Here is a 14,386-nt window from a genome sequence, read left to right as displayed (position 1 = left end):
ATGTGCTGAAGTTACGCTCACAGGATGGTAAAGTCCGTGAATACAAGGGTTGGATATTGCTGGTTAGATAAACAGGTTTAAAAATTATGTGTATGAAAGGAAAATTTAAAATTCTGTTCCTGTCCATACTGGCGGTGATATTTGCAAGAGAAACAACCGCCCAGCAGAATGTACAGTTCAGTCAATATGTATTCAATATGTTAAGCGTGAACCCTGCATATGCAGGATACAAAGGGGATTGGTATCTCAATGGTGTGTACCGACATCAGTGGGTGAATTTCCCTGGTGCACCGCAGACGGGGGCGGTATCTATCGATGGCCTCACCGGTGCGCGTGATGAACGTGTAGGAGTAGGAGCACAGCTGACAGTGGATAAGCTGGGTCCGCAGGAGATCCTTTCTGCATATGGCTTTTACTCTTACCGTATCCCGCTGGATGAAGAAGATACCCGCCGTTTGTGTATCGGTCTTGGCGGCGGTATCACGCAATACAGTATAGACGGTACTGCGTTGAAGTATGTAGATGACCTGGATCAGGCTATCCCGTTGGGTAAAACTTCGCAGATTATACCGGATGCACGTTTTGGCGTGTACTACTATACACCGAAATTTTATGTAGGCGCTGCTGTGATGGACCTTTTCTCGCTCTACACAGATAATTCACGGTACTACTGGGGAGGATATAATTACAAGACGATCCGCAAAACACAGCACCTGTATGTGAATGCAGGTTACTTGTTTGACCTGTCGGAGAATCTGAAGCTGAAACCTTCCATCATGTGGAAAGAGGATTTTAAGGGTCCGTCCAATTTTGATTTTACAGCGTTTCTGCTGATTGCAGAAAAGCTGTGGATAGGCGGTTCCTACAGAACGGGTGTGAAGTTGTGGAGTAAACCTGCGTTGGACAAAGAGCTTGAGCAACTGGATGCAGCGAGCGCCATGGTAGAATTTTATGCCACACCGCAACTCCGGATAGGATATGCGTACGATATTACTATTAACAAATTGGCCAGCTACCAGCAAGGGTCTCATGAAATATCAGTTGGCTATCTGTTCAATAATAAAAAGTATAAATCACGTACTGTTAGTCCCAGGTACTTCTAAAATCAATCGAGGCAATGCTGAAACAATTACTATCTCATATTTTCGTATATACGTTACTGCTAGTAAGCCTGCAGCTGGACGCACAGGAGCAGGTACCGCTCAGTAAGCGTGCAGATGAGCATTTCAGGAGATCCGAGTATGCGAAGGCCGCAGGCTTGTATGAAAAAATCCTGCGTACACGCAGAGGTCGTAAACAGGCGCCTTTTATTATTGACAGGCTCGCGACGAGTTATCGTTTATACAATCAGTATGAAAAGGCTGCCTATTGGTATGCACAGGCGCTGAAAGACAGTACAGGTGCAAGCGACAAACGTTTATATTATGGGGATATGCTTAAGTCGCTGGGCCGTTATGCAGAAGCGAAGCAGCAGTACCAACTGTATCCTGATCAGCGGCGGGTTGCCGCCCGTATTGCCGGTTGTGATTCAGCAGCCTTCTGGCAATCGCAGCCAGCATATGCACTGCTCGAAAATGTGAAAGGTGTTAACAGCAGAGCGAACGATTGGGGCGCTACCTGGTATAATAAGCAGATCGTGTTTGTGTCTGACAGCCTCCGGCATGATATCTGGTATGTGAAGGGCAGCAGGCGGCGTTATGGCAGGAATAATGAGGCTTACGGCAAATTGTATGCAGCGGAGAGCACAGCTTCCGGCATTGGTTATGTGAAAGATTTTTCGGCCTACATTAATGATTATCCGTATCACGTTGGTCCGGTGGTGTTTTCATCACAGGAGGATACCGCTTATGTAACTGTTACCAATCCTGCCCGCAAGGTACCTTATAACAAGCGTGATATACCAGTATATGGCACGCGCCACCTGGAGCTGCTGATGTTTGTGAAGCGCAATAATAAGTGGCAAACGCCGGTGGCCTTCCCATATAACAGTAACGATTACTCGACCGGGCATGCCGCACTAAACCCTGGGGGCAATATATTATACTTCTCCTCTGACAGACCTGGTGGTTCCGGCGCTACCGACATCTGGTACAGTGAAAAGCAGACAGATAATACATGGGGTACACCACAGAACTGCGGCAGTATTAATACAGTTGATGAAGAGGAGTTTCCCACTGTGGGACCGGATGGTACTTTGTATTTCTCCAGCAAGGGTTGGCCGGGGATGGGGGGCTTCGATATTTTTGCAGCAAACGGCAGCAGAAACAGCTGGTCAGCACCTGTAAACCTGCGGTTACCTTTTAATGCTGCCGGTGATGATTTTTATTATGTGGTGAATGGAGAAGGGAAAGGATTTATTGCATCGAACAGGACTGGTGGAAAGGGGGAGGACGACATATACAGTTTTGCTGCGCCGCAAACTGTGCCTGGTTTGACGCCACTGCCGGTTCCGCTGTTGCGTATTCCGTTTACAGGTGAGATCTGTGTGCCGGTGTCGGCCTGCGTATATCTATACAACAAAACCCGTGGTATGGGATGGTGCTATATTGTAGAGCCACCTTCCGGCAGGATCGAAGCCAAGCTGGAGGCTGATGCTGAGTATGTAATAAGAGTGCATTACAATAATCGTACTGATAGTTATGAATTCAATACCCGCAATATAACAGGGACGGACGCCCTTAATAAATCATTCTGTCCTTCTGATACGAAGAAGATGGAGCCTCCGGCTTCTCCCCACAAAGAAAAACATCCATCACCTCACAAAAAGAGTAAAAAGCGGGTGGTACATCATAAGAAGAAGAAGTAAAATCAATTGATTATCTGTCAGGTATAAATTTTTGCCGATTGTATTTGGTTTATATCATAAACTAGTTTAGTTTTGATGAGAATTAACTCCCAACTATGTCAAGAGTCAACCTTTATCTATGTTTCTTTATTTTTTTACCTACAGTACTGTTTGCACAGAATAAGATAAGTGGCAAAGTTACTGATGGTAGAAAACGTGGATTGTCTGGTGTGAACGTTTCTTTAAAAGGTTCATATGATGGCGCTACTACTATGGCGGACGGTAGCTTTTCCTTTACAACTTCAGCCAAGGGGGATCAGATATTATCTGCCAGCATGCTTGGTTATCAGTCGCTGGAATTGAAAATCAAAGCGGATAGCAGTCAGCAGTTGATGATTGTAATGAAGAATGTGACCAATGCACTCAAAGTTGTGACTATTACAGCGGGGAGTTTTGAAGCCAGCGACGACAAGAAAGGCAATGCAGTGCTTAAACCGCTTGATATTGTGACTACAGCTGGTGCTGGGGCTGATATTGCTAATGCCATCAAAACTTTGCCGGGCGCGCAGCAGACAAATGACCGTGAAGGATTGTTTGTGCGTGGCGGTACGGGATATGAAACACAGGTGTTGATTGATGGTATGTTGGTAAGGAATCCTTTCCAGAGTAGTTTGCCTGCGATACCGGGTCGTGGCCGATTTTCGCCGTTTCTCTTTAAAGGCACTACGTTCAGCAGCGGTGGATATTCCGCGCAATACGGTCAGGGGCTTTCATCTGCACTGGTGCTTGAATCGATAGACCTGCCGCAGCGTTCTTCGTCTTCTATCGGTCTTTCTCTCATTGGTGCAAGTGCGGGCATTGATAATCTGACGAAAGACAAAAAAACATCTTATGGTGTAGAAGCAGATTATACTAATCTGTCGCCTTATTTCCAGGTGGCTAAGCCTCAACGGACGCCTGATCTTGGGCCGGAGAGTTTTGGTACTTCCCTTAATTTCCGCAGAAAGACCTCATCTACAGGGATGCTTAAATTCTATGGTTACGGTAACTGGAGTAAAATGGGATTCAGCAATAACAGTCTTGAGTATCCCGATTATATAGAATCTAATCAGGTTCGTAATCAGAACATATATACGAATATGACTTACCGGGAAAATATTGCTCATGGATGGCGCCTTTACCTGGGTGCTTCATTCAGCAGTAATACCGATAAGATAAAGTCAGACACGCTATTTAAAGTCCCTGTTGGGAGTTTGATTAAGGTGCGCTCAGACCTCACGCAGGCGCGCGTAATGTTCACAAAGGATATAGGTAGGTTGTCTTCACTGCGCTTTGGCGGCGAATATCAGTATGCAGTGGAGCGTTCTTCTTTCAATCAGCTGAACGCCAATTATGCGGATAATTATACGGCGGGTTTTGCAGAAGCGGATATTTATTTTTCACCGCGCTTTGTAGGTCGTGCAGGTGGCCGTGCAGAATACTCTTCTGTACTTGGGAAAATGAACCTGGCGCCACGTGCTTCGCTTGCATATAAACTGAATGAGATCAGCCAGTTTTCGGTAGCCTATGGTGATTACTATCAGAAGCCGGAGCCGCAGTATATCCGTTTTGATCACGGACTCGGCTATATGAAGGCTACGCATTACATTGCTACTTTTCAACGTATCTCTACCAGTTATACTTTCCGTACAGAGGTTTTCTATAAAAAATATACTGATCTCGTTAAAACGGTACCTAATTATAATAATAACGGTAACGGTTATGCGCAGGGGCTGGAGATTTTCTGGCGCGACAAGAGAACCTTTAAAGATGTGGATTACTGGATTTCGTATTCTTACCTCGATACCAAACGTGATTTTCTCAATTATCCCATGCGTGTGCAGCCGGATTTTGCGGCTAATCACACTGCCAGCTTAGTATTCAAGCGGTTCTTCCAGAAACTGATGACGAATGTGGGGGTTACTTATAGCTTCGCTTCGGGCCGGCCGTACTATAATCCGAATCTGCCTGCTGATAAATTTATGTCTGAAAAGACGATCAACTATCATGCATTGGGCGTGAGTGCCAGCTATCTGACAACTATCCGGAAAGCATTTACCGTATTTGTGTTGTCAGTAAGCAATGTACCTAACAATAAGCAGGTGTATGGTTACAACTATTCCCGCGATGGGTTGCGCCGCAACGAGATTGTACCGTTGGCTCCCCGCTTTGTATACGTGGGGATGTTCATGAACTTTGGTATCGACAGACGGCAGGATGTTATTGATAACTTATAATTCCATACAAATATGAAACGTATCTTTCTTTCTTTATTTTTTATTGGCGGGCTGGCAACAGCAGCCCTGGCCCAGAGCGCACAGTACCAGGAGGTAATGACCAAACAGGTAGGCGAACTGGATAGCGTCAGCACGTTCACACTGGACAACATGCAACAGAAAGCCAATACTTTCGAGCGTATTGCTGAGGCAGAGAAAACCCAATGGCTTCCTTACTATTATGCTGCTTATTGCGAAGTAATGACGGCCTTCATGCAGAAGGACAACAGCCTGAAAGATCCGTTGGCCAACAAGGCAGAAACCAACCTGGATATGGCAGAGGCCCTGAGTCCCAATAATTCTGAGATCGCCTGTATACGTTCGCTGGTAGCTACCGTCAGACTGATTGTAGATCCAATGAACAGAGGACAGAAGTATGGCATGGAGTCTGCCAAGCAACTGGAGCAGGCCAAAACATATAACCCGGAGAACCCAAGGACATATCTGCTGAAAGGGGAATCGCTGTATAGTACGCCGGAGGCTTTCGGTGGCAGTAAAGAAAAGGCGAAAGTGATGTTTGAGCGTGCATTGGAGAAGTTCACGGCATTCAAGCCAGAAAGCAACATTGCACCACATTGGGGTGAGCCACGTGTTCGTATGTTTCTGAGTCAGTATAAATAACTATCTTATATTAAAACGTAAGTGTTTTGCCGGGGTGCAGCAGATGCACCCGGCAAAATGTTATTAATGATGATTGATCAAAATTGAATAGTATGGACTTTAAGGATCTGGACCCGGTATTGCATTCACAGCTAAGGCTGGCGATTATGTCTGTGTTACTGAGTGAGCAAGAAGCAGAGTTTACTTTTCTGAAAGAGAAAACAAATGCAACAGCAGGTAACCTGAGTGTACAGATCAATAAGCTACGCGATGCCTCTTATATTGAAGTGATAAAGCAGTTTAAGGAGAATTACCCGCAAACTATTTGCAAGATAACTGCCAAAGGCAGGAAAGCCTTTGAGAATTATGTAAACTCGATCCAGTCTTACCTGAATATAGGTAAACCCAAGGGCTGACAGCCTATTCAGACGCGAGTTCCGTCTTCTTCAGCGGGTTCTTTGTATTTTCCGCATAACGGGTGCGTTGCTCGAGAATTTCGAGGCAGGTAAAGATGGCCTGTCTGATAGATCCGGGATCTGCCAGGTTTTTACCGGCGATATCAAAAGCGGTGCCGTGGTCGGGGGAGGTGCGTACAATATTTAATCCGGCAGTATAGTTAATGCCTTCGCCGTTGGCGAGGGATTTAAACGGAATAAGGCCCTGGTCGTGATACATAGCGAGTACACCATCGAACTGGCGGTACATTTCGCGTGCAAAGAAAGCATCAGCGCTATATGGTCCGAAGCAGAGGAGGCCATTGCCTTTAGCGTGCCTGATGGCGGGGATGATCTGGTCTATTTCTTCATGACCGATGAGGCCTTCATCGCCGGCATGGGGGTTGAGGCCCAATACAGCGATACGTGGCTGATCTATTCCAAAATCCTTTACCAGGCTGTCTTTCATCAGCTGCAGTTTGGAAAGGATATTTTCCTTAGTTACATATTTTGCAATTTCCGCTACCGGCACATGTTCTGTGAGCAGGCCTACACGCAAGTTTTCGGCAGTCATGAACATGAGAACGTCTTTTGCATTGAAGGCATCTTTCAGGTAGGGAGTATGTCCGGTGTAGTTGAAGCTGGCGCTTTGTATGTTGTTTTTGTGGATGGGAGCTGTTACAAGCCCTTGTATGTGGCCATCTTTCAGGCATTGGATGGCAGCTTCCAGTGCGCGGGCTGCATATTTGCCGCCGGCTTCGTTTAATACGCCGGGAGTGATTTGTATTTCTTCTTCCCAGCAGTTATACACATTTACCTGCTTATGGTTAAGGCGGGTAAAGTCTTTTATGCTTTGATAATTGAAATTGTTTTCATTGATAAGCTTCCGGTAGAAATTGATCGTTTTGTTAGATGCAAAGATCACCGGCGTGCAGAATTCCATCATCCTGTTGTCTGTAAAGGTTTTGATGATGATTTCTGCGCCAATGCTGTTGATATCACCTATGGTGATTCCTATTACCGGTTTGTTAGTATGGGTGTTACTCATGCTGATTGCCTCCAATGAGGGGCAAAGATAAGGATTTAGCTTTTAGTCTTCAGCTTTTAAGTTGGCCTTCCCGATGGTTACCGCTTAAAGGGGCCGGAAGCTAAAAGCTGAAGGCTAAGCCCTAAATCCTTATCTTTGTTGCCTGCATGTATACATTAAAGAAATCACTAGGCCAGCATTTCCTCACAGATGAGAACATGTGCAGGAAAATCGTGGAGTCGTTGCCAGTAGTTCAGGGCCAGCAGGTGCTGGAGGTAGGTCCCGGTGGGGGCGCTATTACAAAATACCTGTTGCAGCTGCCGGACATACATTTCAAAGCGATTGAGCTGGATACCGAGAAGGTACAGTATCTCGAGAAGACTTATCCGGATATCAGGGGAAAGCTTATCAATGTGAGTATCCTGGATACGGTTCCTCCGTTTGAGGGCGAGTTCCGGATCATTGGCAATTTTCCTTACAATATCTCCACCCAGATTATGTTCAAAGTACTGGAATGGCGCTCCCACGTTGACGTGGTGGTAGGCATGTTCCAGAAGGAAGTGGCGCAGCGTATAGCGTCGGGCCATGGTAATAAGGATTATGGTATCCTGAGTGTGCTGATGCAGGCATTCTACAAGATAGAGTATCTGTTTGAAGTACATGAGAACTGTTTTAATCCGCCGCCCAAGGTGAAATCCGCCGTCATCCGTTTGACCCGGCTGGAAACGCCGGCGGCTATAGCTTCTGAGCGCAAGTTTTTTGTATTGGTGAAAACTGCTTTCAACCAGCGTCGTAAGCAGCTGCGTAACCCGCTGAAGGCATTTTTCGATAAAGAATTTTTAAAGGACCCGATCTTTTCCAAAAGAGCGGAAGAATTGACTGTCGCTGATTTTGCAGCATTATCCCATAAGATGATATGAGCAGGAAAGTATTAGTAACGGCGAAGACACATCCGTATTTAACAGATCAGTTGCAGCACAAAGGCTATGAAGTGATTTATGAGCCTTCTATTTCATACGACGAAGTATACAACAGGATCAGGGATTGTGAAGGGTTGATAGTAACAACCCGTATCCGGGTAGATAAGCGGATTATTGACCATGCCGCGCAATTGCAGTGGATTGGGCGTTTGGGTTCCGGCATGGAGCTGATAGACGTACCGTATGCGGAGAGCAAAGGGATACATTGCGTGAGCAGCCCGGAAGGTAACCGCGATGCAGTAGGGGAACAAGCCGTAGGCATGTTGCTTTGCCTGATGAATAATGTGTTGAGGAGTAACCTCCAGTTGAGAGAGGGGATCTGGGAACGTGACGGTAACAGGGGGTATGAACTGAATGGCCGTACCGTGGGCATTATAGGCTATGGCAATACCGGTAGCATCTTTGCACACAAGCTCAGGGGTTTTGATGTGAAGATACTGGCGTATGACAAATACAAAAAAGGATTCGGTACTTCAGAAGTGCAGGAGGCAAGCCTGGAACAGATCTTCAGCGAGTCGGATATAGTGAGTCTTCACCTGCCGCTCACTGACGAAACGTTGCACCTGGCGAATGCGGCTTTTTTCGGATCGTTTGCCCGCCCTGTGTGGTTTATGAATACTGCGAGGGGCAAGCTGGTAAATAACAATGATCTGATAGCTGCGCTGAAAGAGGGTACGATAGCAGGCGCCTGCCTGGATGTGTTGGAAAATGAAAAGCTGGCCAGCTTTTCTGCTGTTGAAAAGGAACAGCTGGAGTTCCTGTTGAAGGCGCCCAATGTTATAGTTACACCGCACATTGCGGGCTATTCGCATGAGGCCAGTATTAAGATGGCGAGGATTGTGCTGGAGAAGCTGAATATCATTTGACCGTTGTTTGATCCCTTGGATCGGGTCGATTTAAAAGATTGATTTTCAATTGATTTAAATCGACGTGGCTACTTTTTTTTCTTTAGGCTAAATTTATTATATTTGCAATAACACCAGAAAGCAACGCTTCCGTGCGAACGGAGGCGTTGATTTTTTTTTCTTAGAACCTATAAAAATAATGCAGGTTATGTCTGGCATAAACTATGTTACAAAAGAGACCCTGGACCAAATGATGAACGAATTGAGCATCCTTAAAACAAAAGGACGCGCAGAAATTGCCAGAGCTATTTCTGAAGCAAGGGAGAAGGGGGACCTGAAGGAAAATGCCGAATATGATGCAGCCAAAGAAGCACAAGGAATACATGAAGCAAAAATTGCTATACTGGAGAATGCTATAGCTACCTCCCGTATTGTAAATGCGGATGCTATAGATACCTCGAAGGTATCTATATTGTGTAAGGTTACTATTACCAATATGGCCAATAAGAAAACCGTTACTTATCAACTGGTATCTGAGACGGAAGCTGATCTGAAGGCAGGTAAGATCTCTGTTACTTCTCCAATTGGTAAGGGTTTACTTGGCAAGCAGGTTGGAGATGTGGCTGATGTGCAGGCGCCTAATGGAGTCATCAGATTCAGGATAGACGAGATTTCTGCGTAAGCAGAAATACCCCAAGGAACTTTTTAAGGCCTTCGCTATGGCGGAGGCCTTTTTTATTTGGAGATTTATTTCTGATATTTGCCTGCCTGGCTGACAGAAGAGACAGACTTATTTTTAAAACCCAAATGACCAGATAATATGACCATCTTCACAAAAATCATCAAGGGCGAGATCCCCAGTTATAAAATTGCTGAAAACGATCATTTTTACGCCTTTCTGGACATTTTCCCGCTGGTAAAGGGGCATACACTGGTGATACCCAAAACGGAAACAGATAAATTCTTCGATGTATCTGATGAGCTGATGCAGGAGTGGTTAGTGTTTGCGAAACCTATAGCGAGGGCTATAGAAAAAGTGGTTCCCTGCAACCGTATAGGCGTGAGCGTGGTGGGGCTGGAAGTGCCGCACGCGCATATGCACCTTATTCCCATCAATTCTGCAGATGATATGAATTTCTCGCGCAGTAAACTGAAGTTTTCCCCGGAGGAGTTTAAAAAAATCCAGGCACTTATAACAGCGGAACTGTAGGTTGTTTTATTTGCCAGGGACATTGAACCGGAATCCTACGCCGTGGAGTGTTTCCAGTTTTATATGTGGATCTGATTTAAAGTGCTTTCTGAGTTTGGTGACAAATACGTCCATACTTCTGCCGAGGAAGTAGTCGTCTTTGCCCCATACCTGAGACAGTATTTCTTCTCTTTTCAGGGTTCTGTTAGGGTTATTGCATAAGTACTTGAGCAGTTCTGCCTCTTTCTGGGTGAGTGAAATGGAGATTTCGCCTGATTCGTTATACAGGCGTAGATCCTCATAGTCAAAGGTCAGTTTGCCAATGGTGAATACGTTGGCCCTTTCAGTTGCGGTGGCTCTGGTTCTTCTCAGGAAAACTTCGATACGCAAGATCAGCTCCTGCATGCTGAATGGTTTGCTGATGTAGTCATCTGCACCGATACTGAGTCCGGCAATCCGGTCTTCTTTTTCGTTTTTGGAAGTGAGAAAGAGAATGGGTACGTGGCCATTGACTTCACGAATTTGCTGTGCCAGGGTTAATCCGTCTTTTTTGGGCATCATTACATCCAGCAGCAAAATATCAAAGGACCGTAACTGGAATTGTTCCCATGCGGCCTGGCCGTCTGTACTGTGCACCACTTCATAGCCCGCTTCTTCCAGTCTTTTTTTCGTAGCTGCACCTATTAACTGCTCATCTTCCACCAATAGGATTCTTGCTTTCATATCTGCCTGATGCTGATTATCGTAAAAAAGCTTGCTGTACATTTTCTGTTCAACAAATGAAGATCAATTTTCATAGTATAACCCGTTTCCGGCGAAGCCGGGTGGTTTTTTGAGTTTTTAACAGGAATTTCAGACAAAGTAACTACAATTTACGAATTTATGAAATAAGCTTTTAACCACTGGTAATGGTCAGCGGGCAATCCTTTCAGGATGCTGCTGCAGGAATTGGTCCCAGCCTTTTGCCTTCGATGCGCCGGCTAAGGGGTTTGATTCCTGGTAGAAATGACAAACGGCTACCGCCAGGGCATCAGTGGCATCATAGTATTCGGGGCGATCTTTGAGGTTCAGGATATGTTTCAGCATATGCCATACCTGTTCCTTGTCAGCATTACCATTGCCTGTAACGGATTGCTTTACTTTCTTGGGGGAATATTCTGTTACCGGCAGGCCGGCCTGCATGGCTGTTGCGATGGCTACTCCCTGCGCACGCCCCAGTTTAAGCATACTTTGTACGTTCTTTCCATAAAAGGGGGCTTCAATAGCAAACCCAGTTGGGGTAAATTGCCGGATCAGTTCATTTACACGTGTATTGATCAGTTGTAGTCGCTCATAATGATCCTTCAACCGGGATAATTTGAGAACATTCATTTCTATCAGGCTGACATTTTTACCATCTACAAGTATAAGCCCATAGCCCATTACCAGCGTACCGGGGTCAATGCCTAGAATTATTTTTGACTTGTTTGCCAACCACAGTATATTTTTGCAAAAATTTTGATATCTGAACAAAAGTACCAAAATAATTCTCAATTACTTACTAGGGGCGGGGCTTTTTACCTGGTTGGCGTATTCTATTTACAGTCAGTTAAGTCACCGTGATAACCTGCAGCAGTCGATGATTCAGATGCAGGATTCCCTGCAGCGTAAAGGCTGGACCGGTATCGTTCTGGTATTGGTGCTCATGATATTTAACTGGGGGCTGGAGGCGCGGAAGTGGCAGAAGCTTGTAAAGCCGCTGGAGCGTATTTCTTTTATGAGGGCTTTCAGTGCTATCCTTTCTGGGGTTTCTTTGTCTATCAACACCCCTAATCGTATAGGCGAGTATGGTGGCCGTGTGCTGTACCTCAGGAACCATAACAAGCTGAAAGCCATTGCGGCCACTATAGTAGGTAGTTTCAGCCAGTTGATCGTGACTGTTATTTTTGGGTTAATTGGCATGATCTATTATATCAATAACTTCACGCTGGTAAAGGGGAACAGTTATTTTCCCCCCAATTTCTGGGAAAAAATATTGTTTGGTGTGCTACTTGTAATTTGTGTGCTGACGATATTGTTATATTTTCGGTTGCAGATTATTCTGGCTGTGTTTGAAAAAGTACGGTTTCTTCGCAAAGCGAAGGTCTTTGTACAGATCATTGTGAAGTATTCATCAAGCGAATTACGTTATCTGTTGCTGCTTTCAGCCTTGCGGTATATGGTCTTCTCGGCACAGTATTTGATTTTGCTGGACGCTTTGGGGCTTGAGTTTATGTGGTGGCAGGCTTTCCTGCTGAACAGCGTAATTTACCTGGTGATGGCTGTGGTGCCCACTATTGCTATTGCGGAGCTGGGGCTTCGCGGGAAAGTGAGTATTTACTTTCTTGGATTGATCAGCTCCAACACAGCCGCCATTATTGCAGCAACTGTCGGGATCTGGTTAATAAACCTGGTCTTGCCGGCCGTATTGGGAAGTGTACTGCTTTTAGGAGTAAAAATTTTTAAGGAAAAATAGATTCCGGCAATGAGGAACCTTCTACTCATCATCTTCTGTTTGGCCGCCTGTGTCCACCCCGCTGAAGCCCAAAACGACTTCTGCTCTATCCGCAATACCAGCTTCTCGGTCGGAGAGAATATCACGTTTAAAGTGATGTATAACCTCGGAAGAATGTATGTAGGCGCCGGCGAAGCCAATTTCACCGTTACCCTTGAACGCTTTGCCAATCGCGACGTATACCATATCATCGGAGACGGCAAAACCTTCCGTGCATACGACTGGATCTTTAAAGTACGCGATAAGTACGAGTCCTTTGTGGATACTGCTACCATGCAGCCATTGAAATTTCTCCGTAATGTAAACGAGGGAGGATATAAGATCTACAATAACGTAGTGTTCAACCAGGCCGCTCATCAGGCTGTGAGTACCAATGGGACCTTCACTGTGCCGCCTTGTGTACAGGATGTGGTGAGCGCTATCTATTATGCCCGCAACATCGATTACGGTAAATACAAGGAAGGCGACAAGATCCCTTTTGCTATGTTCCTGGATGACCAGGTGTATAATATCTATATCCGGTACCTGGGCAAAGAAGAAGTAAACACGCGGTTCGGTAAGTTCAGAGCTATCAAGTTCAAGCCTCTGCTTATCAAGGGTACTGTTTTTGAAGGTGGGGAGAAAATGACGGTATGGGTAAGCGATGATGAAAACAAAGTACCGCTGCGTGTGGAAAGCCCCATCTCAGTAGGTAACATTGTTGTGGACATGGTTGGCTACAGTAATCTGCGGCATCCGTTTAGCTCCCTCCTGGATAAGCGCTAGCCTCATTATCGTGTATATGTGCCCGTTATAAGCCGCGCCTGTAACAGATTTAACAATTCTTTTGTTCGGTGAAGCCCAAATTTTAACGACCTTTCGTGCCGTTAAAAAACTTTATATTTGTTATAATCAACCCTTTATGATTATGGAAGAACGTAAACCGAAAATATTACTGGCAGAAGATGATACCAACCTTGGCATGGTGCTGAAAAATTATCTGGAGCTGAACGACTATGATGTGGAACTGTGCCGCGATGGTATCCTGGCCCTGGCTGCTTTCCGTCGTGAGAAATTCGACATCTGCCTGCTGGATATCATGATGCCCAATATGGACGGATTTAAACTGGCTGAAGAGATCAGGGACGTAGACCCTGACATTCCCTTGTTCTTCCTGTCGGCCAAAACGATGAAGGAAGACATCATCCAGGGCTATAAACTGGGAGCGGATGATTACATATCCAAGCCATTCGACAGCGAACTGCTACTGCTGAAGATCAAAGCTATTCTCAAGCGTAACCAGGAACTGAACAGTAAAGAGGAAGAACAGCACGAGTTCCAGATCGGCTCCTATGCCTTCAACTCACGCTTGCGCACCCTGGCACATAATGGTGAAACACATACACTTTCTCCAAAAGAGAATGAGCTGCTGCATATGCTCTGTGAACACAAGAACGACCTGCTGCCACGTGAACTGGCGCTGAAGAAAATATGGGGCAGTGATACATATTTCAATGGCCGCAGTATGGATGTTTACATCGCCAAATTACGTAAGTACCTGAAAGATGATTCCAATATTGAGATCGTGAATATTCACGGTAATGGATTCAGGCTGGTGGTGAAGGAATAAAAGTATTTTGGAATTTTTTTATTTAGGGATTTAGTTATTTAAAATGCAGCGGAGATCAAAAAGTATATC

15 protein-coding genes are annotated in these 14,386 nt (G+C 45.4%); 12 read left to right on the top strand and 3 right to left on the bottom strand.

Annotated elements, in window-relative coordinates; all coding sequences use genetic code 11:
• The first annotated feature begins 92 nt into the window (after window positions 1-92).
• The 5 genes from VM802_RS15345 to VM802_RS15325 all read left to right on the top strand — a co-directional run bounded on the left by VM802_RS15345 (window position 93) and on the right by VM802_RS15325 (window position 6,116).
• On the top strand, window positions 93-1,103 hold the full coding sequence (locus VM802_RS15345; RefSeq protein WP_325531991.1) for a PorP/SprF family type IX secretion system membrane protein: 1,011 nt from the start codon (window positions 93-95) through the stop codon (window positions 1,101-1,103).
• A 14-nt stretch (window positions 1,104-1,117) separates the two neighbouring features.
• Complete coding sequence (locus VM802_RS15340) at window positions 1,118-2,806, top strand: tetratricopeptide repeat protein (RefSeq protein WP_325531989.1); 1,689 nt, start codon at window positions 1,118-1,120, stop codon at window positions 2,804-2,806.
• A gap of 95 nt (window positions 2,807-2,901) precedes the next feature.
• The gene (locus VM802_RS15335) at window positions 2,902-5,061 is read left to right on the top strand and encodes a TonB-dependent receptor (RefSeq protein ID WP_325531987.1); all 2,160 of its coding nucleotides are present in this window, start codon (window positions 2,902-2,904) and stop codon (window positions 5,059-5,061) included.
• 12 nt (window positions 5,062-5,073) lie between these two features.
• Window positions 5,074-5,721 carry a tetratricopeptide repeat protein gene (locus tag VM802_RS15330; protein WP_325531985.1) on the top strand — a complete coding sequence of 216 codons (648 nt, stop codon included), beginning with the start codon at window positions 5,074-5,076 and terminating at the stop codon, window positions 5,719-5,721.
• A 92-nt stretch (window positions 5,722-5,813) separates the two neighbouring features.
• A complete protein-coding gene (locus tag VM802_RS15325; protein ID WP_325531983.1) occupies window positions 5,814-6,116 on the top strand; it encodes a winged helix-turn-helix domain-containing protein in 303 nt (100 codons plus the stop codon).
• A gap of 4 nt (window positions 6,117-6,120) precedes the next feature.
• On the opposite strand, the gene pdxA is transcribed toward VM802_RS15325, so the two are convergent.
• Window positions 6,121-7,182 carry a 4-hydroxythreonine-4-phosphate dehydrogenase PdxA gene (gene pdxA / locus VM802_RS15320; RefSeq protein ID WP_325531981.1) on the bottom strand — a complete coding sequence of 354 codons (1,062 nt, stop codon included), beginning with the start codon at window positions 7,180-7,182 and terminating at the stop codon, window positions 6,121-6,123.
• 146 nt (window positions 7,183-7,328) lie between these two features.
• On the opposite strand from pdxA, the gene rsmA reads away from it, so the two are divergent.
• From rsmA to VM802_RS15300, 4 genes are all read left to right on the top strand, one after another.
• A complete protein-coding gene (rsmA, locus tag VM802_RS15315; RefSeq protein WP_325531979.1) occupies window positions 7,329-8,081 on the top strand; it encodes a 16S rRNA (adenine(1518)-N(6)/adenine(1519)-N(6))-dimethyltransferase RsmA in 753 nt (250 codons plus the stop codon).
• Window positions 8,078-9,007, top strand: coding sequence for an NAD(P)-dependent oxidoreductase (locus VM802_RS15310; RefSeq protein ID WP_325531977.1), 930 nt, complete (start codon window positions 8,078-8,080; stop codon window positions 9,005-9,007). The genes rsmA and VM802_RS15310 overlap by 4 nt, the downstream gene beginning before the upstream one ends.
• 187 nt (window positions 9,008-9,194) lie before the next feature.
• Complete coding sequence (gene greA / locus VM802_RS15305; protein ID WP_325531975.1) at window positions 9,195-9,668, top strand: transcription elongation factor GreA; 474 nt, start codon at window positions 9,195-9,197, stop codon at window positions 9,666-9,668.
• Window positions 9,669-9,806: 138 nt separating this feature from the next.
• Complete coding sequence (locus VM802_RS15300) at window positions 9,807-10,196, top strand: HIT family protein (RefSeq protein WP_325531973.1); 390 nt, start codon at window positions 9,807-9,809, stop codon at window positions 10,194-10,196.
• Between the two features lie 6 nt (window positions 10,197-10,202).
• On the opposite strand, the gene VM802_RS15295 is transcribed toward VM802_RS15300, so the two are convergent.
• Together VM802_RS15295 and ruvC are read right to left on the bottom strand one after the other, a co-directional pair.
• The gene (locus VM802_RS15295) at window positions 10,203-10,898 is read right to left on the bottom strand and encodes a response regulator transcription factor (protein ID WP_325531971.1); all 696 of its coding nucleotides are present in this window, start codon (window positions 10,896-10,898) and stop codon (window positions 10,203-10,205) included.
• A gap of 189 nt (window positions 10,899-11,087) precedes the next feature.
• Window positions 11,088-11,648, bottom strand: a complete 561-nt coding sequence (gene ruvC / locus VM802_RS15290; RefSeq protein ID WP_325531969.1) for a crossover junction endodeoxyribonuclease RuvC — start codon at window positions 11,646-11,648, stop codon at window positions 11,088-11,090.
• A gap of 145 nt (window positions 11,649-11,793) precedes the next feature.
• On the opposite strand from ruvC, the gene VM802_RS15285 reads away from it, so the two are divergent.
• From VM802_RS15285 to VM802_RS15275, 3 genes are all read left to right on the top strand, one after another.
• Window positions 11,794-12,669, top strand: coding sequence for a lysylphosphatidylglycerol synthase domain-containing protein (locus VM802_RS15285; protein WP_325531967.1), 876 nt, complete (start codon window positions 11,794-11,796; stop codon window positions 12,667-12,669).
• 9 nt (window positions 12,670-12,678) lie between these two features.
• A complete protein-coding gene (locus tag VM802_RS15280; RefSeq protein WP_325531965.1) occupies window positions 12,679-13,473 on the top strand; it encodes a DUF3108 domain-containing protein in 795 nt (264 codons plus the stop codon).
• A gap of 142 nt (window positions 13,474-13,615) precedes the next feature.
• Window positions 13,616-14,317, top strand: a complete 702-nt coding sequence (locus VM802_RS15275) for a response regulator transcription factor (protein ID WP_325531963.1) — start codon at window positions 13,616-13,618, stop codon at window positions 14,315-14,317.
• Window positions 14,318-14,386: the final 69 nt, after the last annotated feature.

It is taken from the genome of Chitinophaga sp., assembly GCF_035538455.1.
In the GTDB taxonomy this organism is placed as follows: Bacteria; Bacteroidota; Bacteroidia; order Chitinophagales; family Chitinophagaceae; genus Chitinophaga.
This window is presented reverse-complemented; position numbering and strand designations above follow the sequence as displayed.

Bases quoted from the DNA above. Each gene is read 5' to 3' on its own strand.
- VM802_RS15345 (WP_325531991.1), top strand. From the start codon at position 93: ATGAAAGGAAAATTTAAAATTCTGTTCCTGTCCATACTGGCGGTGATA.
- VM802_RS15340 (WP_325531989.1), top strand. From the start codon at position 1,118: ATGCTGAAACAATTACTATCTCATATTTTCGTATATACGTTACTGCTA.
- VM802_RS15335 (WP_325531987.1), top strand. From the start codon at position 2,902: ATGTCAAGAGTCAACCTTTATCTATGTTTCTTTATTTTTTTACCTACA.
- VM802_RS15330 (WP_325531985.1), top strand. From the start codon at position 5,074: ATGAAACGTATCTTTCTTTCTTTATTTTTTATTGGCGGGCTGGCAACA.
- VM802_RS15325 (WP_325531983.1), top strand. From the start codon at position 5,814: ATGGACTTTAAGGATCTGGACCCGGTATTGCATTCACAGCTAAGGCTG.
- pdxA (WP_325531981.1), bottom strand. From the start codon at position 7,182: ATGAGTAACACCCATACTAACAAACCGGTAATAGGAATCACCATAGGT.
- rsmA (WP_325531979.1), top strand. From the start codon at position 7,329: ATGTATACATTAAAGAAATCACTAGGCCAGCATTTCCTCACAGATGAG.
- VM802_RS15310 (WP_325531977.1), top strand. From the start codon at position 8,078: ATGAGCAGGAAAGTATTAGTAACGGCGAAGACACATCCGTATTTAACA.
- greA (WP_325531975.1), top strand. From the start codon at position 9,195: ATGTCTGGCATAAACTATGTTACAAAAGAGACCCTGGACCAAATGATG.
- VM802_RS15300 (WP_325531973.1), top strand. From the start codon at position 9,807: ATGACCATCTTCACAAAAATCATCAAGGGCGAGATCCCCAGTTATAAA.
- VM802_RS15295 (WP_325531971.1), bottom strand. From the start codon at position 10,898: ATGAAAGCAAGAATCCTATTGGTGGAAGATGAGCAGTTAATAGGTGCA.
- VM802_RS15285 (WP_325531967.1), top strand. From the start codon at position 11,794: ATGATTCAGATGCAGGATTCCCTGCAGCGTAAAGGCTGGACCGGTATC.
- VM802_RS15280 (WP_325531965.1), top strand. From the start codon at position 12,679: ATGAGGAACCTTCTACTCATCATCTTCTGTTTGGCCGCCTGTGTCCAC.
- VM802_RS15275 (WP_325531963.1), top strand. From the start codon at position 13,616: ATGGAAGAACGTAAACCGAAAATATTACTGGCAGAAGATGATACCAAC.